At 39.4% G+C, this 24,482-nt stretch carries 22 protein-coding genes; 17 read left to right on the top strand and 5 right to left on the bottom strand.

Annotated features, from left to right (window positions below):
- Positions 1–157: 157 nt before the first annotated feature.
- From R2S57_RS06005 to R2S57_RS05935, 15 genes are all read left to right on the top strand, one after another.
- The gene (locus R2S57_RS06005) at positions 158–2,353 is read left to right on the top strand and encodes a S41 family peptidase (protein WP_316844162.1); all 2,196 of its coding nucleotides are present in this window, start codon (positions 158–160) and stop codon (positions 2,351–2,353) included.
- Positions 2,354–2,448: 95 nt separating this feature from the next.
- A complete protein-coding gene (locus R2S57_RS06000; RefSeq protein WP_316844161.1) occupies positions 2,449–2,946 on the top strand; it encodes a cupin domain-containing protein in 498 nt (165 codons plus the stop codon).
- Between the two features lie 159 nt (positions 2,947–3,105).
- Positions 3,106–3,528 carry a hypothetical protein gene (locus R2S57_RS05995; protein WP_316844160.1) on the top strand — a complete coding sequence of 141 codons (423 nt, stop codon included), beginning with the start codon at positions 3,106–3,108 and terminating at the stop codon, positions 3,526–3,528.
- A gap of 126 nt (positions 3,529–3,654) precedes the next feature.
- Positions 3,655–4,452 (top strand): hypothetical protein, encoded by a 798-nt coding sequence (locus tag R2S57_RS05990; protein ID WP_316844159.1) that lies wholly within the window; start codon positions 3,655–3,657, stop codon positions 4,450–4,452.
- A gap of 256 nt (positions 4,453–4,708) precedes the next feature.
- Complete coding sequence (locus R2S57_RS05985; RefSeq protein ID WP_316844158.1) at positions 4,709–5,833, top strand: cytochrome-c peroxidase; 1,125 nt, start codon at positions 4,709–4,711, stop codon at positions 5,831–5,833.
- Between the two features lies 1 nt (position 5,834).
- Positions 5,835–6,341 (top strand): molybdopterin-dependent oxidoreductase, encoded by a 507-nt coding sequence (locus R2S57_RS05980; protein WP_316844157.1) that lies wholly within the window; start codon positions 5,835–5,837, stop codon positions 6,339–6,341.
- 31 nt (positions 6,342–6,372) lie between these two features.
- Positions 6,373–7,146 carry a molybdate ABC transporter substrate-binding protein gene (gene modA, locus R2S57_RS05975; protein WP_316844156.1) on the top strand — a complete coding sequence of 258 codons (774 nt, stop codon included), beginning with the start codon at positions 6,373–6,375 and terminating at the stop codon, positions 7,144–7,146.
- A gap of 18 nt (positions 7,147–7,164) precedes the next feature.
- Positions 7,165–7,830 carry a molybdate ABC transporter permease subunit gene (modB, locus tag R2S57_RS05970; protein ID WP_316844155.1) on the top strand — a complete coding sequence of 222 codons (666 nt, stop codon included), beginning with the start codon at positions 7,165–7,167 and terminating at the stop codon, positions 7,828–7,830.
- Entirely contained in the window at positions 7,827–8,456 is a 630-nt protein-coding gene (locus R2S57_RS05965) for a sulfate/molybdate ABC transporter ATP-binding protein (protein WP_316844154.1), read from the top strand. Before modB ends, R2S57_RS05965 begins: the two co-directional genes overlap by 4 nt.
- Positions 8,457–8,742: 286 nt before the next feature.
- Positions 8,743–9,303: an RNA polymerase sigma factor gene (locus tag R2S57_RS05960; RefSeq protein ID WP_316844153.1), complete on the top strand. Its 561-nt coding sequence runs from the start codon at positions 8,743–8,745 to the stop codon at positions 9,301–9,303.
- Positions 9,296–10,090 carry a HEAT repeat domain-containing protein gene (locus tag R2S57_RS05955; RefSeq protein WP_316844152.1) on the top strand — a complete coding sequence of 265 codons (795 nt, stop codon included), beginning with the start codon at positions 9,296–9,298 and terminating at the stop codon, positions 10,088–10,090. Before R2S57_RS05960 ends, R2S57_RS05955 begins: the two co-directional genes overlap by 8 nt.
- Positions 10,091–10,114: 24 nt before the next feature.
- Positions 10,115–11,107 (top strand): DUF4097 family beta strand repeat-containing protein, encoded by a 993-nt coding sequence (locus R2S57_RS05950; protein ID WP_316844151.1) that lies wholly within the window; start codon positions 10,115–10,117, stop codon positions 11,105–11,107.
- Positions 11,108–11,180: 73 nt separating this feature from the next.
- Positions 11,181–11,906, top strand: a complete 726-nt coding sequence (locus tag R2S57_RS05945) for a hypothetical protein (RefSeq protein WP_316844150.1) — start codon at positions 11,181–11,183, stop codon at positions 11,904–11,906.
- A gap of 543 nt (positions 11,907–12,449) precedes the next feature.
- The gene (locus R2S57_RS05940; protein WP_316844149.1) at positions 12,450–14,918 is read left to right on the top strand and encodes a TonB-dependent receptor; all 2,469 of its coding nucleotides are present in this window, start codon (positions 12,450–12,452) and stop codon (positions 14,916–14,918) included.
- Positions 14,918–16,102, top strand: a complete 1,185-nt coding sequence (locus R2S57_RS05935) for a PepSY-associated TM helix domain-containing protein (protein WP_316844148.1) — start codon at positions 14,918–14,920, stop codon at positions 16,100–16,102. Before R2S57_RS05940 ends, R2S57_RS05935 begins: the two co-directional genes overlap by 1 nt.
- 77 nt (positions 16,103–16,179) lie before the next feature.
- Here R2S57_RS05935 and R2S57_RS05930 read toward each other — a convergent pair whose 3' ends face one another.
- The 3 genes from R2S57_RS05930 to R2S57_RS05920 form a co-directional block, all read right to left on the bottom strand.
- Entirely contained in the window at positions 16,180–17,544 is a 1,365-nt protein-coding gene (locus R2S57_RS05930) for an APC family permease (RefSeq protein ID WP_316844147.1), read from the bottom strand.
- Between the two features lie 204 nt (positions 17,545–17,748).
- Positions 17,749–18,114 carry a DUF4260 domain-containing protein gene (locus tag R2S57_RS05925; protein WP_316844146.1) on the bottom strand — a complete coding sequence of 122 codons (366 nt, stop codon included), beginning with the start codon at positions 18,112–18,114 and terminating at the stop codon, positions 17,749–17,751.
- A 45-nt stretch (positions 18,115–18,159) separates the two neighbouring features.
- Positions 18,160–18,729, bottom strand: coding sequence for a Crp/Fnr family transcriptional regulator (locus tag R2S57_RS05920; protein ID WP_316844145.1), 570 nt, complete (start codon positions 18,727–18,729; stop codon positions 18,160–18,162).
- Between the two features lie 127 nt (positions 18,730–18,856).
- Between R2S57_RS05920 and R2S57_RS05915 the strand changes: the two genes are divergently transcribed.
- Both R2S57_RS05915 and R2S57_RS05910 read left to right on the top strand, forming a co-directional pair.
- Positions 18,857–19,990 carry a DEAD/DEAH box helicase gene (locus R2S57_RS05915; RefSeq protein WP_316844144.1) on the top strand — a complete coding sequence of 378 codons (1,134 nt, stop codon included), beginning with the start codon at positions 18,857–18,859 and terminating at the stop codon, positions 19,988–19,990.
- A gap of 37 nt (positions 19,991–20,027) precedes the next feature.
- Positions 20,028–20,525 (top strand): STM3941 family protein, encoded by a 498-nt coding sequence (locus R2S57_RS05910; protein ID WP_316844143.1) that lies wholly within the window; start codon positions 20,028–20,030, stop codon positions 20,523–20,525.
- Between the two features lie 152 nt (positions 20,526–20,677).
- Here the strand turns inward: R2S57_RS05910 and R2S57_RS05905 are convergent, their stop codons facing one another.
- Both R2S57_RS05905 and R2S57_RS05900 read right to left on the bottom strand, forming a co-directional pair.
- Positions 20,678–23,107, bottom strand: coding sequence for a TonB-dependent receptor (locus R2S57_RS05905; RefSeq protein WP_316844142.1), 2,430 nt, complete (start codon positions 23,105–23,107; stop codon positions 20,678–20,680).
- Positions 23,104–24,477 (bottom strand): HTTM domain-containing protein, encoded by a 1,374-nt coding sequence (locus tag R2S57_RS05900; RefSeq protein WP_316844141.1) that lies wholly within the window; start codon positions 24,475–24,477, stop codon positions 23,104–23,106. Before R2S57_RS05900 ends, R2S57_RS05905 begins: the two co-directional genes overlap by 4 nt.
- Positions 24,478–24,482: the final 5 nt, after the last annotated feature.

Raw genomic sequence — 24,482 nt, 5'->3', positions numbered from 1 at the left:
GTTTTATGCATCGGCAAATAGCGATCTGGCATTTGATGTTCAATCGTTGCTTATTGTGGGCATTTTGCCAAAAATGGCCGCCATGTTAATATTTGTTAAAATTAGATTTTGTGAATAGTTGTTACTTATATTCAACTGCTTCAATAATTAATATCTAATGAAATTCTTATTTTCTTTATTACTGGTTATTTCTTTCTTAACCGGATTTACGCAAATTCAACAACAGGTAAATAACCTAACCGCATTTAGCAGGCTGTATGGGTACATTCAATACTTTCATCCATCAGATGAAGCTTCAAAAATTGAATGGCAAAGTTTTGCCATTTATGGAACTAAAAAGATGCTCCAGGTGAAAAATGATCAGGAACTGGTATCAACTTTAAAAGAATTGTTCCTTCCAATTGCGCCGACCCTAAAAATCTCCGCCAAAGAAAACCCAACTTTTGATGTTAATGATATCACTCCGCAAAATTTAGACGGATATGTGCCTGTTTATTGGCAACACGTTGGTTTGAAACTGCCATATCATGATAACATTTATTCTAGTATCCGTGTAAACAGGATCAATCCAATATCAGAGCGGCGAATTAAGAAAAATGCATTTGCGCTAATATCACCAGTTGATGTTACCGCCTTTAAAGGCAAAAGATTTATTTTAACCATTAGTGTTAACGCTGAAATTAAAGATTTGATTCTAAAACCGTATTTAGACAAACTCAGCCTGGTTAAAGACGACCTTGCTTTAAAAAACGAAAAACGTTATGCTTTCGAAGGTATTTTTGATCCAAATTCAGAATTATTTACCATTGCTATTCAAACCGATATAAGTTCAGGTGGTTCAATTAACGTCAATAAAGTTGGCTTAAAGGTGCTGGATGGCGGGAAAGAAACAAATATCCCGGTGGTAGAAAAGGTTACCGCTTTGAATGAATTAGATCCTAAGATTGACAATAGAATAATTCAATTTTTTAGAAAGCAAGGTGATGAGAAATTATTTGACAAAGAAGTTAAAATCGGTGAATTTATAACGAAAAGCTTAGTGCCGGGAATAAACTGCATGGTTCCTTTGGCATTATATGGAAATGAAAATAATACCTACCCAACTGTTGACAGTGTTGAGGTAAATAAAACAATAAACCGATCTTATGAGTCCTGGCCAAAAGATAAAAACGGGGAATTCCGGATTAACGGCGCTGATCTATCTATCAGGCTAGCAGATCTTACGATTCTATTTAATGCACTAAAACATTCTTATCCCTATTGGGATGACGCTTCACAAAACCATGATCAGATTTGGAATGCAGCAATCCATAACGCGTTTTCAGATAAAACGGATCAGGATTTTTTAAAGACACTGAAATGGATTGCAAATTTGCTCAATGATGGTCATATGTTTATAGATTTAAATGGTGATACAGATCAAAACACAGCTACTTTACCCTTGCTTTTTGATATTGCAGAGGGAAAAATAGTGGTAAAAAAAATACTCGATTCAGGAGTAACAGAGAAAATTAAAGCAGGTGATGAACTCATACAGATGAATGGAAAAAATCCATTTGATCTTTTACGATCTGCTGATTCGCTTTATTCCGGATCCAAACAATGGAAACAATCAAAAAGCATTTTAAGCCTTACTAAAGGTAAAAAGGATGAAATTATTTATTTAAAGATGAAAAGGGGAGGCCGGTTTTTTCAGGTTGACATTCCTAGAACTTATACCTATAGCGAATATGTATCGGGTTCGGATCGAAATAATAGAGGCACAAGTGAATGGATTACAAATGATATCTTCTATATCAATTTAAATAAAACAAGTACTGAGGCGCACATGGCCGAAATTTTGAAGGCAAAATCAGTAATACTTGATTTGCGGGGATATTTGAATGAAGATACGGAGACATTCTTATCTCATTTGACGGATAAAAAGCTGAATGCAAATAGTGGACTGTTTACGCCTCAAATTCTATATCCCGATTATCAAAACGTATCGTATGCCACAGGTTCATATACTATAGAACCAGCGCTACCTCTTGTAAAAGCAAAAATATTTTTATTATCTGATGCCACCGGACAGAGCGCTACCGAAAGCTTTTTATCAGCCTACAAACAATTTAAAGTTGTAAAAATTGTAGGTCAGCCAACCTCAGGAACCAATGGGAATATAAATTTAGTTTCTATGCCGGGTGGGTATCGCTTTTTTTTTACGGGCATGCTGATTAAAAATCCTGACGGAAGCAAACATCATTTGAATGGCGTTATACCTGATGTAACTGTGAAAAATACGATATCAGGGATCAGAAATGGCAAAGATGAAATTCTTGAAAAAGCAATTAGGCTTGCCAAAGAAAATTGAGCAATAACCCATAGCTCCATTATTACCCATTATCCAGGCAGATGGTCTGAACTATTTGAAAATTTTATGAATCTTTGTGAAAATAGAAATTAAATATGGAACAGATAGAAAACCATGCGGCTTATTGGGTGGAAAAACTTGAGCTTCAGCCACATCCGGAGGGAGGGTATTACAGGGAGGTTTACAGGTCTGGTGATGAAGTTTCGATAGCAGGAAGCAACGAGCGGAAAAGTGCAATTACCTCTATCTATTACCTACTTGAAAAAAGTGATTTCTCTGCTTTTAACCGTATATCTTCGGATGAAATCTGGTACTTTCACAAAGGAGATGCGCTGATCGTACATACGCTGGAAAGTGAGAAAGGATTAAATAGCGTTGAGCTTTCGGATGATGATTCCGGTATTTTTTCTCATGTAGTAAAAGGCGGTAGATGGTTCTCTGCTGAACTAAAGGAGAAAAAGGGATTTGCTTTAGTGAGCTGCGCGGTGGCGCCGGGGTTTGAGTTTGCTGAATTTGAGCTGGCAGCCAAAAAAGAATTATCGGCAGAATTTTCTAGTCATGCCGAAATAATCGATCGCTTGTGCCGCCTGTAAGTGCTTTCGGTTATGATAATAATCCTCGCTACCTGTACCCTGCAATAATGGCCTCTTACGTTTTTACCAAATCATTGTTGTCTCTTCTCCACCCATAGGAACTCATAAAAAATAAATTCAGGCCACATCATACCGGTAACTTGAACGAATCTCAGCTATATGTACAATATTTTATTATCAATTTTGTTAAGCACTGGGTTTTATTACACGGGTTTGCAGCCCGTTTCTCCTGATACTGGCGATATACAGTACCATTCTGTTTATATTGCCGGGTCAGATCTCTGCGCAGGGAGTGTTTTGCGCCTGAATATTGGAAGATCCGGTATAAAAACACGTTGTAGCATTTTTAGTCCTGCAGGAAAAATAACGGGTTATCTGGTTAAGAATATGCAGAAAGTGAATCGTAACCGCGATGGTTTATATAATTTTTATCTTACGGGGAATAAGGTAACGATGTTGCTGGTCCGTTTTTACAAAGAAGATGGAAAGCATAAAGCAATGATACTGAACCAGGATTACGCGAAGATATTCAAGCCCTGTTTTGATTTAAAAGGGATTGAAATGACGCTGAACTTAAAATAAGCCAAATATCAAAGCTTATTCAGGCTGGACATTAAAAACCGAATATAATGACCGTACCTAAATACCGTAAAAATGTTGAGCATTTAGTCATGGAACTTTTAACTTTAGGCGGAGAAAAAACTGGTTATGCCGTTAAATAAATTCCTACGTTTGATTGAAAAGCCTTTTTTAATCGCCTATGCTTTACTCTGGGCGGCAGTGTATCTGCTATCCAGGTTTAACCTCGAGCTTTATACTGACCATGCGCCTTCCGTGGTATGGTGGTTATCCTTTCTGGCTATTCTACCGATCAGCTTATATACGGTGGTTAGAACGAAATCTTCAAAGGGTGAAAATTGGTATGAAAAAGTCGGTTATTTTGTGATGTATACTTTGCTGGGTCTCTTCACCTGCAATTACATCATTGTAAATGGTGATCTTTTGATTAGCGCTGCCATTAACAAAGAAAGCTCCGCTCAGGTAGAGGTTACCGATGTTCGTAAGGTGTTTTACAGGAGCGGTTTTGACCATACCTCGGTAACATTGAAAACAGTTTCCAATACTGTTGTTTTACAGGGCAGGCCATATATCTACTTTTACCTGAATGGCAAAAAAAATATCCTGGTCCGTTGGTCAAAATCCTTTTTGGGAAATGAGTATGTATATACGCAGGACATCAGTCTTAGCGAAAAGTTCAGCGCAAGGTGGTTGCACTTCAAGGACCAGCTTTACCGCATGTGGGTCTTTATTGGGATAATGTCCGTAATCATACTTTTCGGATTCTTCTGGCCGAAAAGTCGTGATCAAACCCCCAGATCTAATTCCCCAAAATTGGGTTTTTGGAAGCTATTGGGAATTGTAATGGGCATCGTGTTTGCGGTGTTCCTTTTGTTCTATGTAGGATTGCTGATTTATATGAAATTCTTCACCAATAATCCCTTGTAATTATCTCTCTTTGCTTTTATCAGTTCAGAAAAATTTAAGGTATCAGGTTGATTAAATTAGCGCATATCTAATAACTAATTTAACCAATCCGTTTTGATGCAGATTATACTTTGGCTGAGAATCTTCCTGAACAGGAAGAAATTTTTTAGGCAAAATAATCTTTAATGATTTGCTAAAATTAGCACAACGAATTTTCTTTACGGCCTTAAAAGGTTAATTTTAACCACACCGAAAGAAGAAAATTTCAAAAGCTAATATGAAAGGTTGGAAAGATAAATTTAACAGCAGAAATTGCCAGATCATGAGCGGCATACCTTTGCTGTTCTTAATACTTTTTGCCTTATCCTCCCTAAAAGAAGAAGATGACTTATTACTAAAAGGAAATTATGTTTTTAACTATCCTGCCTATTTTGGTAACCGCGTAAATATCCCTTTAGATAACCCAACTACCCAGGAAGGAGTGTATTTGGGTAGAAGACTTTTTTACGAAAGTCGCCTATCGGCCAACAATAAGATTTCGTGTGGAAGTTGCCATATGCAGGAAAAGGCTTTTACCGACGGAAAAATACGCAGTGAAGGGGTTGATAAAACTTTTACCGACAGAAATGCAATGGCTTTGGTGAACCTGCTCTGGAACAGGAAGTTCTTTTGGGATGGCCGTGCGCCTTCACTTGAGGACCAGGCCAGTGTGCCAATGCTTAATCCTCATGAAATGGGCCAGTCCTTAGCTGTATCCGTAAAAAAACTTCAATCGACAACCTATTATCCGCCTTTGTTTAAGGCTGTTTATGGTGACGAGCAGATTACAGGCGAAAAGATTATAAAAGCGCTTGCCCAATTTGAACGTAGCCTGATATCTGCCAATTCGCGCTACGATGGCTACCTCAACCATACGGTTAAACTCTCCGCCGATGAAATGAGGGGGCTTCTGCTCTTTAACACCTCAGCCAGGCCAGATAAAGGTATAAGGGGCGCCAATTGTGCCCGTTGCCACGGCGGTCCTAAAAACTATCTCGAACTTTTTCACAATAATGGCCTGGATAGCATTTATGCGGATAGGGGTATCGAAACGATAACCGGAATCACAACGGATCACGGAAGGTTTAAGGTTCCAACTTTACGCAATATCGCGCTAACTGCACCCTATATGCACGATGGCCGGTTTGCAACGCTGGAAGAAGTAATCGAACATTATAGTGAACACATTAAAAGCTCCGGTGCTTTAAGCGCTTTCCTGCAAAACGAATCAAATGTAAAAGGTGCTGTATCCGTAAAACTAAATTCAGATGAAAAGAAAGATCTTCTTACCTTTTTAAATACCTTAACAGATTCTACCTTTGTTACGAACCCAAAATTCTCTAATCCCTTTGTAAAACCTTAATATGAAAAAATATTTCACCACAGTTATCGTCCAGATGTTATTTACGGCTGGCTTTTTTTTCGTTGCTAACGCTCAGGTAAAAACCGAAGCCAGCGTGAAGATTACGGGCGAAGTCACAAAACCTTTTGTGCTTACTTTAGCGGATCTTAATAAAATGCCAAGGATAGAAGTATCAAGAAAAGACCGCGACAATCAGGAACATCAGTATTCGGGGGTATTGTTGTCTGGTTTGCTTACGCAAGCGGGAGCTACAATGGGCAAGGAGCTTAGGGGCGAGAATTTAACTAAATATGTTATTGTAGAGGCCAGCGATGGTTATCAGGTTATTTTTTCACTCGCTGAATTGGATCCTGAATTTTCTGATGAGAAAATCATTCTGGCTGATACCATAGATAAAAATCCGCTTGCGGCAGCCGATGGGCCTTTCAGGATCATTGTGCAAAACGATAAAAAACCTGCAAGGTGCATTAAACAGGTAAACAGCATTAAAATTGGCTTTGCGAAATAATAAGGTGTCATAAAATCTTTAATTTTTTAACATGATGAATCCCATCAAACTCGTCCGTATCGGTTTTTTATTGTTGTTTTTAATATCCTTAAATTTCTACGCATCCGCCCAGAAGTTACGGATTGCCGTTGCTGCAAATGCACAAGGACTGATCAGGAAACTCCAGGCCGATTTCAAAAAACAAACAGGGATCGAAACTGAAGCCATCATCGGAGCTTCGGGAAAGCTAACGGCACAGATCATGAACGGAGCACCCTATGATCTTTTCCTTTCTGCAGATACCGAATTTCCAGATAAACTTTTTGCGGCAGGTTATGGGCTTAAAAAACCAAAAATTTATGCCCTGGGCAGTCTCATCGTTTGCATTACTACTGAGGGCGACATTAAAAACTGGCAGGCATTGATCGCCAGCGAACAGGTTAAAAAGGTAGCTATTGCAAATCCAAAAACAGCCCCATATGGAAAAGCGGCTCAAGAATCCCTGAAGTTTTACCAATTGGAAAGCAAAATTGCACCAAAACTGGTTTTTGCCGAAAGTATTTCGCAGGTAAATACTTATCTTCAAACTGCAGTGGTAGGTATTGGTTTTACAACCGAGGCTTTTTTATATGAGAACAGTGATAAAGCAAAACTTAAATGGTTTAGGGTTGATCCAGGAAGTTATGCTAAAATCGAACAGGCTGTTATCCTGTTATCCAATGCAAGTAAGACCGGATTAGATCGCGCTACAAAATTTTATGACTATCTATCATCACCATCGGCCAGAAAAATTATAGGCGCCAATGGTTATCATCTGCCTAAATAGAAACAGGAAATAATGGATATGGAACCGATTTGGTTAAGCATCAGGCTGGCCATCATTACAACAATCTTTCTGCTGTTCATCGGCATTCCAATAGCCTATTGGTTATCCCGTAAACAGAACGTTTTTAAAATCATTATTGAAGCATTTATCACCATGCCGCTTGTGCTGCCCCCCTCGGTACTGGGTTTTTATTTACTCCTGGCCTTTAGTCCGAACAATGCTTTAGGGAAGTGGTTGCACCAATATTTCGATCTGCAACTGGTTTTTTCCTTTAAGGGGCTGGTATTTGCCTCAATCATCTACAGTTTGCCTTTTATGGTCGGTCCGATAAAAGCAGCATTCTCACATCTGCCCCGATCGCTTGCAGAAGCATCATATGTGATGGGGAAATCAAAAACAGAAACCTTTTTTGATGTGTTACTGCCCAATGTTAAACCTTCAATTTTTACTGCTGCAGTGCTAACATTCGCCCATACCCTTGGCGAATTTGGTGTAGTACTCATGATAGGGGGCAATATCCCCGGAGAAACCAAAGTAGCCTCCATTGCGATTTACGATGCCGTCGAAACCATGGATTATAGTTCAGCCAATTCCTATGCCCTGATCCTGTTTGCTATCACATTTATCATCGTAATAGCAGTGTTCCTGATTAACCGAAATGCAATTAAAAGTCCTTTCGAATGATAAAAATTAACATTGAAAAAAAAATAGGGGGCAGATATGGAAACCTTGAACTTAAAGTAGATACGGCTTTTCATTTAAACGCAGTGACCAGAATACTGGGTCCATCGGGAATAGGGAAAACAACATTATTGAAAATCCTTGCCGGACTGATCCTGCCCGACTGCGGAAAGATTACCGTTGAAGATAACGTTTGGTTTGATCAAACCAGCAGCTATTCGAAAAAGATCCAGGACCGTCAGGTTGGTTTCGTTTTTCAGGATTATGCACTTTTTCCAAATATGACTGTAGAAGGGCACCTTCGGTTCGGAACAGGTGATGATGCCTATATTTCCCGTTTACTGGAGCTTGGAGAACTGGCACATCTTAAAAACAGATTTCCAAAACAACTTTCTGGCGGACAACAGCAACGTCTGGCCATCCTGCGGGCATTATGCACCAAGCCAAAACTACTTTTGATGGATGAACCCTTTACTGCGCTCGACATAGAGTTAAAAAGTAGGTTGACGGTTAAACTCAATCAATTATTTTCTGAACAGCAGATTACCGTTATCCTGGTTAGCCATCAGGACAACGAACTTGGGGAAAATAACAGTTATTGTTTCAGGCTTACAAGTCAGGAAGATTAAAGGTTCAAACGTATATTGCCCTGCTACATCTGGTTTGCCATAATAGTCTTCATCTTCATTGTAAATTATCTTAGTGCGTCTTTTTTAATGATTCCAGTTAACAGATCAAGCGCTGAAAAATCAGTGCTACAGCGATTTAAGGAACGTTATTTTGCTCAATTCTGATTAGCTTTATAAAGCCCGTCATTTTTATTTGAAAAAATGTGCTAAAAGCATGCAACACAATTGTACTTGCTGCGACTAGAGAGTAGAAACATGTTAAAACAGATAAATTAAAAGCTCAACATTGCGCACTGCTGAAAAGATAACAGATCAGGAATTGATTGTACTCTGCCTTGAAGGGCAGGATGCCGGCTATACGGGGCTTTACAACCGCTATGCCCGAAAGGTTTATAATTCGATCAGCAGGATTGTGAGCCATACGGGTGAAGCTGAAGATATTTTGCAGGATATTTTTTGTACCGTATTTAGCGATATAGGGAAACTGAAAGGTGTACTGAGTTTCGAAGCCTGGGTAAGGCGGATGGCCATTAACCGGTCGATTTCTCACCTCAGAAAAAAGAAAGTTGTTTTCGCCGATCTTGGTGAAATGGATATTGAGGATGATGGAGGCAAGGACAATGATGATATAGAAATTTTCGACTGTAGGGTTGAGGATGTGAAAAAGAGCATCGAAGAACTGTCATCAGGTTATAAAACAATAGTAAACCTGTATGTATTTGAGAAAATGACCCACGAAGAAATTGCGGTAATGCTGGGTGTATCGCCAAGTACGGTTAGAACACAATACCACAGGGCAAAAAAGTGTATTTTATTATCACTAAAAGACAAATGTTATTATGAATGATCAGATAAAGGATTTTGTGGAGCAGCACCGGGAGGAATTCGATCATCTCGAAGCACCAGTTTTTGATATGGAGCGGTTTAAACGAAGGCCCGTTGAAACACTGCCACAAAAGGCAAAAACAGTGAGATTTTTAAACAACAGTAAATGGTTGGTTGCAGCATCGGTGGTACTTGTGGCAGCAACTGCATGGCTTTTTTTTTACCAGCAGGCACAAGTCCAGGTAACAAAAATGCCGAATGGAGCAACGGTTACTGTAAAACAGAAAGCTATCGATAAAGCCAAAGGCAGTTTAATATCAGATACTCCATCTTTAAAGGTGGAGGAGATTAAAACAGCAGGAATGGCGTTGGTGAAAGTAAAAGATGTAAAAAAACAACATCAATTCATTACCAATAAGGATGAAACGTATAAAGGTTTAAAAGACAGCAGTTCGGCAAGTGTAAGGTTACTGGCCATATTAAATATCGAGAAATCAAATAAGATCAATAACAAAACGCTAAAAATGTTGTCCGAAATGCTTAATCACGATGGAAATACAAACGTGCGTTTGGCTGCCTTAAGTGTGTTGCAGAAATACAGCACCGATAAATATGCCTCCTCATTATTAATCAGTTCGTTAAACAAACAGGATGATCCGATGGTGCAGCTGGGATTGGTAAGCTTTTTAGGAAAACGGAAAGATGTGGAGATTGGCGATAAGCTTTATGCACTCGCCAATAATCCCGAAACCTTTGCTGCAGTTAGAGATGAAGCGTACAGTATATTATTAAACCAAGACAAATTATAAATACATTAAATCAAGAATAAGATTATGAAAAAGCAATTTATCGTTCTTTTTTCTCTGCTTGCTGTTGCTGTATCGGCATCGGCACAGAAAGAATACAAATTAAACAAGAGTTCAGGGCAATTGAACCTCAATATATCAGGGGCTATCGTTGAAGGCTACAGTGGGAACGAAATCATCTTCTCCATGCCAAAAACCGAAACAGAAGAGGTTGATGAGCGTGCAAAAGGGCTCCGTGCCATCAGTGGATCAGGTTTTACCGACAATACAGGCTTAGGAATAGAGGTTGCAGAGAAGGGCGGCGAAGTTAATGTAAACGCGGTAAACAGGGATATCAAAGGGATTTTAACCATTAAAGTTCCGCAGAACATTAAAATTTCTTTCACCAGCAAAAGCAATGTTTATCAGAATGAAATCATTTTGAAAAACCTTAAAAACGAGATCGAGGTTTCGACCAGTTACAATAAAATAAAACTGGAGAACAACAGCGGTCCGATGAACATCAAAACGCTATATGGCTCTGTAGATGCTATTTTTTCTGATGCCATTAAAGGTCCGGTATCGATTGTTTCGGTATATGGTTATGTAGATGTATCGCTTCCGGCCAATGCAAAGGCAAATGTTGAACTTGCCACAAGTTACGGAAAATTATATGCCGCTGAAGGTTTAAAAATTGCGATTGATAAAACTGAAAAAGATAAAACTGAGCGCAACAATTCAATCGCTACTATAAATAGCGAACCGGTTTCGCAGATAAATGTAGCACGTAAGATTACCGGCCGGCCGTTAACCATCGTTACTACCAACGCTGCAAATGGTGGGTCGTCTTCGCAGGGTACTGTAACGCAGGTAATAACAGGTTCCGCAGTAGGTGGATCGAGCACGTCATATAATGGTGATGCGGTTGCTTACGGTTACAGTAGCATGAATGCTGAAAGCATTAAAGGCAAAATTAATGGTGGTGGTGCCGATCTGATTTTGAAATCAAATTATAAAAACGTATACCTGAGAGAGAAATAACATAACTCCAAGGTTTCTTTTTTCATCCGCCTAAAGCTCCTATCCGGGGCAAGACAACAAAATCAATTAGATTATGAAATCAATACTATGTTGGCTCTTAATGGCCATGGTGCCTTATATTGCCTTTTCTCAAACCAAAATAAATAAATCCTATCCTGTAAAAAAGGGAGGAGTGGTAGAATTGCACTTCGATTATCCTAAAGTTGTGCATATCTCCAGCTGGGACAAAAACGAAATTGGTTTGGAAGCCAGTGTAAAAATAAATGGAGGTGAAAACGACTCAGCCTTTAGCATTTCGCAAAGTGAGGTTGATGGTAGGATGGTCATTTCGAACAAGATCGATATGGATAAAATTCCAGAAGCTTATTATGCAAAAGAAAACGGGATCAAAAAGCGATTTAACTCCAAAGCTGATCTGGACGCCTATATGAAAGAAAAAACCGGTACCAGGATATCGAGTTACCAACAGAAAGATATCGAGATTACCATTAACATTATGATTCCATCGGGAATCAGTACAGAGGTGACTTCGGTTTATGGTATTGTTGAACTAAAAGATTTTAAAGGACCGATAAAAGTAGATGCAAGGTACGGTGGAATTGATGCAAGTATCAGCCAGGCGGCCATCGGTAAAATCAAACTAACCAACCGTTATGGGAAGATTTATACCAATTTAAATCTTAAACCCACAGAATTGAAAGAAGAAAACTTTTTCACTTCATTAACAGCCGCACCAGGTGTTGGTGCAAGTTATGATCTGAGTTCTTCGTATGGGAATATTTATTTGAGAAACCCATAGGTGGTGGGTTTTGAAGTAGATTTAAAGTTTAAACAAAAAGGCTTTAACGTTTATTATTCATCTTCATATATATTTAGGATCACTATTCCTCCAGTTTATAAACTAATATTAACGCAAAAAAAAACCTTATAAATTAATGATTTATAAGGTTTTTTTGTTTTGTGATCATTCGTAATTCTAATTTCAGCGTGTTACATCAAAAAATCGCGTCAGTTTTCTATAATTCCTTTGTGTAAATTTAGATTAAAGGCATGTCAATCTCTAGCATCGTACATATTAAGTAAGGATTGTAAAAAATATATGAAATCAGTTCTGTTTAATACATCTTATTAGTATAATCTGAATTTATAAATGTTCAAGATGCAATTTATAATAAAATTTTAGGCTAAATAGTCTTTCAAAGGATCGTACATATATCTCAGCTTGCAGAATTAAGTGCTAAAATCTAAGTTATTCTACAGAAATAATTTGAAATGGTAAAGGGATAAACTACATTTGCGCAATTATTTTTAATAAGTCTAAATAATTATTAATCCACAATTCATGAAGTTAAATTTTACCAGGATATTATTATGCGCTGTATTTTATAGTGCTTTTGTAAATCATGTCTCAGCCCAGCAAACCGTTAACCTGCAAGGTTATGTAAGAGACAGCGAAGGGATAGCGCTCCCAGGTGCAACAGTTAGTATAGAAGGCACCAATTTAAGTACCTCTACAAACAATAAAGGATTTTATAAGTTAAAGTTAAATTCCGGAAAAATTATTCTCCATTACAATTTCATTGGATTCAAAGAATTTGTTAAAACTTTGGAAGTTTCTACAGATGCCAGTGAAAACGCTGTGTTAAAAGAATTGAATTCAGATCTACAACAGGTTGAAATTACAGGGCGTAAAGACAAGGCATATAAAACGAGGGCTACTTTCATCGGTAAGATCGAGAATGAGTTAAAAGATATCCCGCAATCTGTATCATATGCCAGTAAAGAGCTCATTGCAGATCAAGGCCTGATGCGCGTAGGCGAGGTGGTTAAAAACTTTAGTGGTGTAAATCAATTTAGTTTTTATGATGACCTGACCATTCGCGGCTTTCGTGTAAACGGACAAAGCAATACGCAGTTGCTTAATGGCTTAAGAACAAGTACCGGTTTCTGGAAGCAATCTCTTGCCAACTACCTGGAAAGGGTTGAGGTATTAAAAGGCCCATCATCTGCACTTTTTGGAAATGCAAGTCCAGGTGGTGTGGTTAACCGTGTAACCAAAAAACCGCTTGATGAAACCAGACGGACGATTAGTATGACTATGGGGAGTTTCAATACCTTCCGTGGACTTGCCGATTTTACAGGTCCTGCATCAAAAGACAGTACATTGCTTTATCGTTTAAACCTGGGTTACGAAAATGCCGAAACCTTCAGGGACCTCATGTTCGATAGAAACTTTGTTATTGCCCCATCACTTACCTTTGTTCCTTCTAAAAAGACAAGTATAAACTTTGACCTGGTATATACAGATTCGAAGAGCCGGTTAGACAGAGGGCAACCGATTTTTGGAAGCTTCGATTTAAATTCGACCCCTCAATCCCTATCATTAAATTCTACCAACGATTACCTGAATGAGCTTACCTATAATGCAACCATCTCCATTACCCATAAAATCAGCGATGAATTAAGCCTGAATGCTTCATACCTCAAAACAGGATATTCGGAGGATCTTAACGAGCACCGCACCTCTAACGCTTATGGTGTTGATGGCAATGGTGCCGCGATTAACAACCTTGCTGGAATGAATGTTCAGATTAGAAAACGCAAGCGTTTTATCGATAATTTTTCAGGATATATCAACTATACACCTAAAATCGGACCAATATCACATAAAATTGTAGCAGGTTATGATTTTGGTAGTGAAAAAACACCTGTGGGCGGATCGCAGCTCACGGCAAGTGGTTACAGAAATGCAGCGAACAATGGTTCAATAGCAACTTATGTTGTTGCCAATAAGACTAGATACCTATTGGATGCTGCCGGAAACCCGGTGCCAAATGTTCCGCACTTTAACCTGAACGATCCACTGTCATCACAGAGAATGCAGGACGACAGCAAACTTTTCTTCGCACAGTCTGTAGTGGCTCCAGCCTATTATTACCTTAACTCTGGTTATGTTCAGGATCAGCTGAAAATTGGTGGATTGCAGGTACTATTGGGCATACGTTATGAATACTATACCGATTTTGCCAATTATAAAACCGCAACAGAGGCAAAAGCAAATTCTCATGCCTGGTTACCGCGACTGGGTGCTGTATACACCATTAATTCAAATATCAATTTTTATGGAAGTTATGTTGAAGGATATAATCCACAAACTTCTGCGACCATATCCAACCCAAATGCAGGTGGACCGTTTGATCCTTTAAAAAGCAATATGATCGAATTTGGCACAAAAACCAGCTGGTTCAGAGATCAATTGAGTATTACCGCTGCGGTTTATCAAATTAAGCAGACCGGAGCCCTTTATGCTACACCCGGAGTTGTTGATGTACTCAGACAGATTGGAGACGAACAATCCAGGGGATTTGAACTTGACGTGATCGGAAAAATTATGCCGAACTGGAATGTAATTGCATCATATTCGTACAACAGGGCGAAAATTTTGGAAAGTGGTACAGTAGGTGAAGTTGGCATCCAAAAGCCAAATGCGCCAAAAAATACGGCAAACCTTTGGACCCGTTATAACTTCATTGATGGTGCGGCCAAGGGTTTTGGTATTGCCCTTGGTGTAAACTATATGGATAAGAGAAATCTAATTTATGATGCAAAATTTTCGCCAGAAGATCAGATCACTATTCCATCATTCACACTTTTTAATGCAGGTTTGTTTTACAATATTGGCAAATTGCAATTACAGCTTAACGCAAACAACATTGGCAATAAAAAGCACTGGGTTGGGGGATATGACTACCTGCGTTTATTTCCAGGACAGCCAGAAAATTATATGTTAACCGTTGGATATTCATTTTAGTGGCTAAAAGTAAATTCAAAAAGGTAACCGGCTGGCTCCATCTTTGGATAGGTCTGGTAACTGGCGTTATTGTGGTGATTGTATCCATTACGGGATGTATCTATGTATTCAATGAAGAGATATTTGATGCCGTTCACCGGGATATTGTTTATGTTCAGAAAACCGGCCCGGCCCGGCCGGTTTCTGAATTACTTGCCGTGGCGCAAAATGCGGTTGGCCCGGGCAAAGTCCTGTCAAATGTCAAAATCGGGGCAGATAACAAAAGTTATGTGTTTTCGGGTTTTAAGGTTAATAAGAAAGAGAAGATCAACCTTTTGTATTTTAGTCAGTTTGAATACTTAAATGATGTTTATGTAAATCAATACACAGGGGGAGTTTTGGGAGTAGTTGATGTCCGTTACGAATTTTTTAACGTAATTGAACAGCTGCACAGGCAATTGTTACTGGTTAAACCGGTCGGGAGTCTTATTGTAGGTTCTTGTATTCTGCTTTTTCTGTTGATGCTCATTACCGGGTTCATTCTTTGGATTCCGAAAAACTACAAGCAATTTAAAAAGAGCATTACCGTAAAATGGAACGCAAAGTGGAAAAGGGTAAATTATGATCTTCACAACAGTTTTGGTTTTTATGTTCTGCCAGTGGCAATTTTTATTGCCTTAACAGGATTGGTATGGTCATTTAAATGGTGGGAAACAGGAATTTATAAACTTTTAGGCGACAAGGGGAAGACAGGTTTTGCCAGGACTTTACCTATAATCAATGTTGGTGATTCTACATTGAACAAGATTGACCTCATTCATTATGATCTGATTAAAAAACTTAGAGGCGACTGGTCAGAAATCGGAATCGGTATACCGACGAAAAGCAATAAGGTTTCGACCTCGTTTGTTAGCATCGAGAGTAATAACGATGGCTGGAGAGGAGTTAGTTATTACTTTTACGATGGTAGGACGGGGAAAATTATTGATGTTTTACCACATTCGAAAAAGACGTTGGGCATGAAATGGAGAAACTCAAATCTTCCGCTGCATACCGGCCGGATATATGGTTTAGGTACACAATTACTGGCCTTTTTTGCCGCTTTGATATGCGCTTCACTGCCTATATCAGGTTTTCTGATTTGGTGGGGTAAACGCAATAAGAAACCTAAAGCCAGGTCTAAATTGCTTAGTAATCCTATTTAATGGAAATACCACCATCAAATATAAATGAATTTAATGATCAATATTTGCCAGGTTAATGAACAGTGCGGTTTGCAGTATCAATAATCTAATATATTAGGGGTGTTTTTAACCTGGAACGGCCATTCTTTCTTTATTCTGGCCTTAATAAAATATACAATAGCGCCAATCAATGTTGCCGTGATTCCACCGAGTACCATAATATAACCTGTGGAGATCAAAATGAAAAACCACATGAGGATGGCCAAATAAACCGGAAGTGGAAAGAAGGGCATTTTAAAAGGGAAGCCGACATTCTTTTTTTTTCTTCTTAGGAGAATAAGCCCTATAGCCTGTGCAATAAACTGAACGAGGATCCGCATGGCCAATATCGCGCTGATGACCTCACTGAGTTTAAAGAGCAAACTGAATACAAACGCAACTCCACCAATAAACAACAGGGATACATAAGGGAAGTTTCCCTTTGGGTGGAGCTTTGCAAAAACGGGAAAAAATGCGCCGTCTGCTGCAGCTGCATAAGGTACTCTACTGTAACCTAATGTTGCCGAAAATACCGAGGCAAATGCAACAATAAGAACCAGACAGGTAACAGCCTTGGCTGCCAGAGGCCCCGCTAGTTCAAGCATAAACGCACTGATTACAAATTTGCTATCTTTTGCTTCATTCCAGGGAATTACGCTCACCACGCTAATGTTCATCATGAGGTAAAGCACCGTAATTCCGATAATGGAAAGGAACATACTTCTGGGGATATTCTTTGAAGGGTTGACGATCTCTCCACCCAGATGGCAAACATTATAATACCCAAGATAGCTATAAACACTTTTCACACTGGCAAAACCGATAGCAGTTACAAATGCATAGTTTAAGTTTATGCCATCATTGATATGCCTGATGGGGCTAAGGAAATTTCCATGGGCAATGCCACCACCAATAATCCAGAAAAGTGTTAATATTACGGCTGTCCACATTACAATACTAATTTTTCCAATAGCCTCAATTTTTCGGTACAGCAATACCACGATGAGCACTACAACTGCTCCACTTACCACTTTCGACCAAAGTAAGGTTAATGGAAACAGATAGGAAAAGTAATAGGCAAAACCTATGGATGCAGAAGCGATAACCAGTGGGGCCTGTATCATGGTCTGCCATACGAAAAGAAAACTCATCAATTTTCCAAGTTTCTCCTTTCCAAAAGTTTCCTTTAGGAAGTTATACGATCCTCCAGCCATTGGAAAGGCCGCGCCAAGCTCGCTCCACACCATGGCATCTATCATCGAAAGAAAGGCTCCGGCAACCCAGGCATACAAGAAAAATGGTCCGTTCATCATCCCGATTACCATTGGTAGGGTGATAAATGGTCCTATACCAACCATATCGGTCATGTTTATGGAAGTGGCATGGATGAGTTTTAAACTCCTTTTTTGTGTACTCTCGGCCATTTTTTTCTGCTGAAGGGAAGCGTTTAGATTAATGGCGTGAATATATTATAAATCAAGGTGCTTTAATAGATACGCAAGTGAAAATGACGGCGAATAGACCGATGGGAGTGAGATCATGTAACTCAAAAATATTTTACAGGAACAGCTCAAATTATCAATTTTTTAGATTATAAGTTCCAGAGGTATGGTCATCATGACCATACATTAATTGCTTTCTTTGCCCATCCAGCCCAGGTGTGTATGTTTAAAATCATCGTTGAATTTTAGTCCATACCCCAACATGCGGTCGAATGAAGAGTGGGCGAATAGCAGGATGCCAATACTGATCAGAATATTTGCGGCAAACAATAACCCGATTGCAACAATAACCAACGCTACTGCCCGATGATGAAAGAGGTTGTACGTGTATGCGCCAACTTTCGTATTGATCAGATAGCCTAACATGGAAATATCCGGACTGAAGAATAATAATGCCCATGCCCAAAAGGGAAAGCCCAGACTGAATTTTGATAAAAGATATATGGAAATGGCAGTAATAGCTGCTTCCTCGATTTTAATGGCTGTTTTCATAAATCAAAGGTATATGCCGAAATAAGCCTTTGCGCTTGATAAAAATCAAGAAATCATCTTTTTTCTGATGCGGCTAAAGGTTTCTGGTGTCATGCCCAGCATAGAAGCTAAATATTGTAAGGGCACCTGATTGAACAGTTCGCGTTGCTGATCGAATAATTTTGTATAACGTTCTTCTGCTGATAGGGAGATGAGGTCAAAGATCCTGCTTTCCATCACCACAAAACATTTACTGATAAACATTTTTTCAAATTCGTTCCATTTTGGTACGAGTTTTCCCAGTTCGAGATACTGTGAACGTGCTATTGTGAAAACCAGCGTATCGGTTAGGGCCTGTATATTGAATCTTGCCGGCTGGCCGAAAAGGAATGAAGAGATGTCGGTCATGAAATAACCCGATGTACCGATCCATTGGGTCACCTCACGATTGGGCTGTGTAACGAATACCCGGAGTATGCCCGCACTGATAAAACTCATTTTTTCGCAACGGCTACCTGCTTTTTGCCAATATGCTCCTTTTTCAAGCTGTTCAACCTTAAACAGGCTGGCTACTTTTCTGCAATCATCCGGATCTATGCTAAAATAATGTTGAATGTAGTTTTCCAGTTCGTTCATGATACAAAGTTAATCTTTAGCCATTAAAATCTGTTTTTATTGCCATGAGTCAACATGGCTTTTCAATCTAATAACAGCAAAATCCTGTTAATACCAATTTTTGTCTATTTTTGACAAAAAAAACAATATGCCATTCAGCGCGCTGGGCTTATCGCCAGATTTCATCAAAATACTATCAAATCAGAATTTCACCTTACCTACGCCGATCCAGCAGGCCGCTATACCAGCCATATTAAATAAAAAAGACGTTTTAGGTATTGCTAAAACAGGTTCCGGGAAAACAGCCAGTTATGTTTTGCCGATATTGATGAACCTGCAGCACACACAAGTGCTTAAAAACAGGCATGTAAATGTGCTGGTGTTGGTGCCTACCCGCGAACTGGCAGAGCAGGTAAAAGATGTTTTTAAAATTTTTAGCCCTGCACTTCCTGTGCCTGTTAAAACCTTAGCCGTATATGGTGGTGTTTCCATTAATCCGCAAATGACTGCCCTTCAAAATGTAAATGTGCTTGTGGCAACGCCAGGGAGACTACTGGAATTATTGGATTCAAATGCCGTACACTTATGCAGTATTGAAACTTTGGTGCTCGATGAGGCCGATAAGATGCTTAATCTGGGTTTTAAGGGGGAAGTAGATAAAATTATCTCTCTTTTACCCGAGAAACGTCAAAACATACTATTGTCAGCAACTTTAAATGAAGATCTTCAGCTGATCCATCAGGTGCTGCTTCATGATCCGCTGGTGATCAAGATTGAAAGCCGCGAAGATTCTCTTGAACAGATTAACCAGGTGGCGTACATCGTTTCGGAGGTGAAGAAAGGACCATTTTTACGTTATCTGATCAGTCATCACGAAATGAAACAAGTGCTGATATTTGCATCATCTGTTCACACTGCAGATGCTATTGTAAATAAACTCCGTAAAAATAATTTTGATGCCAAAGCGATTCATAGCAAAAAAAGTCAGGGTGCAAGAAATGAAGCTTTGTACCTTTTTAAGTCCGGGAAACTCAGGATTCTGGTTGCAACAGATTTAATGGGGCGGGGGATTGATATCGACCAGCTTCCTTTTGTGATAAACTACGAATTACCGCGGTCGCCCAAAGATTATATCCATCGCATCGGACGAACTGGCCGCGCGGATAGTATAGGCGAAGCCATTTCTTTGGTAAGTCCGGATGAACTTCATCATATTGAAGTGATACAAAAGAAAATGGGCAAAGAAGTTAAATTAATAGATAGCGAGAATATGAATAACTAAGTGCACTATCAGCATTTCAATTAACCTGAATCTGCTTATGCCAGAAATCAAATTATTCCCCAGTCTGAAGAAAAGGTTAATCCTTTTAGGCTTAGTTATAGCTTTAGGAACTCTGGTTGTTGCCCTGGTACCTTTTTCAAGCGCTTCTTTTATCTTGTATTTCGGGCTTTGCCTTGCAGCTTTCTGTTATATGCTGATCCGGTTGTTTAACCGCAAGCCGGTACTTGTTTTATCAGAGGCAGGATTACTTTCGGCGATGACTATGAATGGTGCAAAAATTGGACTGGTTTTGTGGACCGACATCAGTGAGATAAGGGCTACGCGCGTAATGTTGGTAGATAAGGGCATCGAACTTCATGCAAACGAGGCCATTGCTGAAAAATACCAATCAAGATTGGAGAAAAAAGACCGGGTAGCCAGAAAAACATTTATCATGCACCTCAGTTGCGATGAGATAAACATGAAACATGATGAATTGCTTTCACTGTTAGAACGCTACTGGCGTTTTAATAAAAAGAACAGTGAGTTAGGTTAACGATCATCTAAAACAACGGTCAATAAAGCGTTTAAGCTATATTTTAAAACTTGCCTTTGTTAATCTACTAAAAAAAGATGCAAACCCAGGGGCTACATCTTAAATACATGTTTTTTTCTTATGCTTGCTTTGTTCAATCCTGCTTTTTGTTTTTATAACTTTACCTGTAACGTAATATAAAATGCCCTGGCGTCAGAGGGTACAATGCCTGGCCCGGGATAACTATCCGCCCGCCTGGTAAAATAACGCTCATCGGCGAGGTTGTTTACGGAACCTTGCAGACTAAAAGTTTTGTTAAACTGATAAGCTGCTGAAAGATCCATCACGGTATAAGCTGGGATTAATCCATTAATGGCGTTACTGGTAAAAGTGGCGTTGGTGGCATCGGTAAACTGCTCACTGGTATAGGCCAGCTGGTAACTTGCCGATAACTTTTTATATTGATAGCTAAGTCCGGTTTTAAATATAACATCGGGCGCCAGTTCAACCTTGCGGTTGTTATAGGCAGATACTTTACTGTCGATGTAGCGTGCATCGATTAGTGCAAGGTTAACAAAAACCGACAGTTTAGTGTTGTTGTGCTGAGGAGCGATAAAATGAAGTATCTCCAATTCTGCAAAAGATTCCAGTCCGATATTGCGCGATTTAGAGATGTTGGTGCGGTAACGATAATCGTTAAAGTTGGCATCTACAGTATCAACCGTGCCAATCCTGTTATCATAATTAATGGCAAATACACTCACGTCATAATTAAATACGCCCGATACATTACCCCGCATACCCAGATCTGCTGAATAACCTTTTTCATCTTGCAGGTTAGGGTCGACCTGGATGTTTTTGTTGATCGAACGGATGTCGTTAAAATTAATGGCCCTATAGTTCTGTGATATGTTGCCATAAAACTGCATGGCTTCGCTTTTGAAATAACTCAGGCCAATACCCCCGATAACGAAACTCCTGCCATTGTTTTTGCTTTCGTTGGTGAGTTTTTTGTAGATAATGTTTCCTGCAAAATCCTTATTAACCTGGGTGTAAAAACCATCGGCTTTCGTTACAATGTTTTCAAACCTGATTCCGGGGATAATGCTAAACCTTGGGGTGATCCTAAAAATATTCTCTGCAAATAAGGAGAGGTTGTTATTGGGGAAATCATATTTCGAATAGTAATCATTATCAGCAGGATTATAATCAAAATCTGATCTAGAACCCGTTTTAGCATTATTGCCCAAACCCTGTTCGCGATCGGTATGGCCGTGATAATACCTTAGACCCAGCAACAGGTTTTGCGGGTTGCCTTTTAGTTTATACGAATAAAGTAAACGCGTTTCATTGCCATAGTTGCCGTATTTGTCTTTAAATAAATTTCTGTCATCATTCGGATCGGCCCTGCTGATATAATCCAGATTGCCAAGCGCATCCCGTGAGGCAGAAAGGCCAAAAAAGCGCGAATTGAGTTTTAAATGATCATTCAGTTTATAATCCAGGATAAAAGCCCCGAGATTCCAGTTCACTTTAAACCAATTTCGCTCCCGTATCGATTGGCGTGGATCTGATTTAAAACCAGCATCGGTAAGGCCCCCTGGTTGTTGGGCCAGATAATCCATATAGGTGTACTGAAATGTTAGAGAAAGCCTATCCGTAGCTTTGTAGGTAAGACCTGCGTATGCTGTATTTACGTTAAACTGAGAGTTTGGCCGCCAGCCATCACCCTGTTTATGCTGAAAAAAAGTATAATATTGAACCTTTTTAATGGTACCGCCAATGCTGTTGGTGGTATTGAAAAATCCCCATGATCCTGCTGTTTCGCGTGAAGTAACTTCGATTGCCTTGTCAGTAGGACCTTCATTAAGTTTAAAGTTGATCATTCCGCCAAACTGGGTGCCATATTGTAACGATGAGGCTCCCCTTAATATTTCAATTCTGTCTGTTAATTCTGATGGGGGTGAATAATAACTTTCGGGATAACCCAGTGCATCAGCACTGATATCATAACCGTTTTGGCGGGTATTAAAGTTGGTTACACGGTTCGGATTTAATCCACGGCCGCCTATACCAAGCTGGATTCCCGAAACATCATTTTCCCAAATGTTCAATCCGGCTATTTTTGAATAAATCTGCCGCGTATTATTGGTCGCTTTGTTTCCGGTAACATCATCAAGTACAATCACCTCACTTTTTTTTCCGGCGTTTATGGTTGTACCTTCAACAGCACTTAAACGGGTAATACCAAAAGTTTTTTCTTTAGCCGCTTTTACATCTACATCCCTGATCTGCTCTATGGCTTCTTCCATCACAAAATCCACAACGATATCGGAGTTGACCTTTATGGTACGGGTGATCTGTTTAAAGCCAACGGATGAAACTTCGATGTTATAATTTCCAGCAGGGACGTTAGTTAAATGGTAGTTGCCTTCTGCATCGCAAGCCACGCGGTAGCTTGTGTTTTTTAACACGACTGACGCTCCTGCAATCGCTTTGCTGGTTCCAGTTTTAACACTTCCGCTTAAGGTGAAACTTTGTGCGGCCAGTTTCAGACTGCTTATAATCAGGATTGTGGTGATCAGTATAAAAGTTTTTTTCATTCTGTTTGTTTAAATGGAAGTATCCATTTTTTATGGGCAAAATTTTCTTGTTCTTTGGCGAGATTAACCTTGCTGTCGATATATAATCTACTGCCGCTGCCATTAAGTGTTACATAACTATCGGCAGTTACTACCGGATTTTTAATGCCTTTTTGCTGGTACTCATGCGCGAGAAAATGTGCGAACTGTAAAATCATGTCGGGCTGTGTAGCCATCTGCCTTTCCTGAAAACCGGTAAGGTAGGTCGAATTGATAATTTCAGTCTGCTTACCTGTAATAGGATCTTTTACATGAAAGAATGCTGTGCCGCCTTTTTCCATGAGCATTACCCGCCACGAAAAACGGTATCCTTCTTCTGTCCAGTACAGCTTGCCGGGATACAATAGATATCGGAGTGGGAGCAATAGCTGGATGGAAAAATGTATCATCAATACCGCAAATACCAGTTTCAATCTATTGGGCGCCAATTGATAAATCGCGTTTGTTTTTAATGTTTTATTGTCTGATCTGAAAAGAACCTTTCTTAAAAAATTGATTATCCTGATATGGGTTTCAGAAGAAAAAAAGATCACGGTAACGCAGATCATGATATAAGGAAACATGCCGATCTTAAAAAACAGTCCAGTTGCGAGGTGAAAAATGATCACCAAAATGTAGGCTGGCTTCCGTGTTTTGCGGCTCAATAAAAAGAAACCGATCAACAGATCGAACAACATCCCTGCCCAGCTAAAAAAGTAGGCTACCCATTGGTGTGTTAACAAAACCCCAATAATGGGCAACTGACTGTTGGCGGGCAGCCATATTTTAAGTGGGATGGCTGCAATGAGCCAATCGTAAGTAAGTTTAGAAATGCCAGCAAAAAAATAAACGAGTACAAGCTGGAGTTTAAATATGCCAGTAGTCCAAATCGGTACCTGACTAATCTGCAATTCAGGTTTGCGTGCAACATCTAAAGAAAAATACCGGTGCGCTGGTACCCATAGCATTAAAAAGGCCATCACACTAATAAAGTAGTAATGGTTGAGGTAGGTTGTTTTATCAATAAGCTCTACATAGGTAAAACCTGTAAAAAAAGCTATACTGGCAATCCGGTAAAAAAGGCCTAAAATAATCAATACAGCAGCTACAATTAATAAGGCAAACAAAGCATACATACCGAAGGCTCCTAATGGTTTTATCCAATCAAAACCGTAGAAGGTAAAGTGAAACCCAGGTTTAATATAAAAAGCATATACCCATCCCTTTAATAAAAAACGGATGGTGCTCACCAGCATAATGCTCCCAAACGCTATACGTAATACAGCCAGGGGAGCAATATGTGTTTTTTTATCCAACATGGAGTATAGTCGCTCCACTACCGTACTGCGCATTTTTG

This window comes from Pedobacter psychrodurus (assembly GCF_032678585.1).
In the GTDB taxonomy this organism is placed as follows: domain Bacteria; phylum Bacteroidota; class Bacteroidia; order Sphingobacteriales; family Sphingobacteriaceae; genus Pedobacter; species Pedobacter psychrodurus_A.
Note: the sequence above shows the minus strand (reverse complement) of the source record. Positions and strands in the feature narration are given on the sequence as shown.

What these genes read in the sequence shown, in the direction of transcription:
- R2S57_RS05950 (WP_316844151.1), top strand. Translation starts at nt 10,115, where the DNA reads ATGAAAAAGCAATTTATCGTTCTTTTTTCTCTGCTTGCTGTTGCTGTA.
- R2S57_RS05905 (WP_316844142.1), bottom strand. Translation starts at nt 23,107, where the DNA reads ATGAAAAAAACTTTTATACTGATCACCACAATCCTGATTATAAGCAGT.
- R2S57_RS05985 (WP_316844158.1), top strand. Translation starts at nt 4,709, where the DNA reads ATGAAAGGTTGGAAAGATAAATTTAACAGCAGAAATTGCCAGATCATG.
- R2S57_RS05990 (WP_316844159.1), top strand. Translation starts at nt 3,655, where the DNA reads ATGCCGTTAAATAAATTCCTACGTTTGATTGAAAAGCCTTTTTTAATC.
- R2S57_RS06005 (WP_316844162.1), top strand. Translation starts at nt 158, where the DNA reads ATGAAATTCTTATTTTCTTTATTACTGGTTATTTCTTTCTTAACCGGA.
- R2S57_RS05965 (WP_316844154.1), top strand. Translation starts at nt 7,827, where the DNA reads ATGATAAAAATTAACATTGAAAAAAAAATAGGGGGCAGATATGGAAAC.
- R2S57_RS05930 (WP_316844147.1), bottom strand. Translation starts at nt 17,544, where the DNA reads ATGGCCGAGAGTACACAAAAAAGGAGTTTAAAACTCATCCATGCCACT.
- R2S57_RS05945 (WP_316844150.1), top strand. Translation starts at nt 11,181, where the DNA reads ATGAAATCAATACTATGTTGGCTCTTAATGGCCATGGTGCCTTATATT.
- R2S57_RS05900 (WP_316844141.1), bottom strand. Translation starts at nt 24,477, where the DNA reads ATGCGCAGTACGGTAGTGGAGCGACTATACTCCATGTTGGATAAAAAA.
- R2S57_RS05955 (WP_316844152.1), top strand. Translation starts at nt 9,296, where the DNA reads ATGAATGATCAGATAAAGGATTTTGTGGAGCAGCACCGGGAGGAATTC.
- R2S57_RS05980 (WP_316844157.1), top strand. Translation starts at nt 5,835, where the DNA reads ATGAAAAAATATTTCACCACAGTTATCGTCCAGATGTTATTTACGGCT.
- R2S57_RS05995 (WP_316844160.1), top strand. Translation starts at nt 3,106, where the DNA reads ATGTACAATATTTTATTATCAATTTTGTTAAGCACTGGGTTTTATTAC.
- R2S57_RS05920 (WP_316844145.1), bottom strand. Translation starts at nt 18,729, where the DNA reads ATGAACGAACTGGAAAACTACATTCAACATTATTTTAGCATAGATCCG.
- R2S57_RS05940 (WP_316844149.1), top strand. Translation starts at nt 12,450, where the DNA reads ATGAAGTTAAATTTTACCAGGATATTATTATGCGCTGTATTTTATAGT.
- R2S57_RS05925 (WP_316844146.1), bottom strand. Translation starts at nt 18,114, where the DNA reads ATGAAAACAGCCATTAAAATCGAGGAAGCAGCTATTACTGCCATTTCC.
- modB (WP_316844155.1), top strand. Translation starts at nt 7,165, where the DNA reads ATGGAACCGATTTGGTTAAGCATCAGGCTGGCCATCATTACAACAATC.
- R2S57_RS06000 (WP_316844161.1), top strand. Translation starts at nt 2,449, where the DNA reads ATGGAACAGATAGAAAACCATGCGGCTTATTGGGTGGAAAAACTTGAG.
- R2S57_RS05910 (WP_316844143.1), top strand. Translation starts at nt 20,028, where the DNA reads ATGCCAGAAATCAAATTATTCCCCAGTCTGAAGAAAAGGTTAATCCTT.
- R2S57_RS05915 (WP_316844144.1), top strand. Translation starts at nt 18,857, where the DNA reads ATGCCATTCAGCGCGCTGGGCTTATCGCCAGATTTCATCAAAATACTA.
- modA (WP_316844156.1), top strand. Translation starts at nt 6,373, where the DNA reads ATGATGAATCCCATCAAACTCGTCCGTATCGGTTTTTTATTGTTGTTT.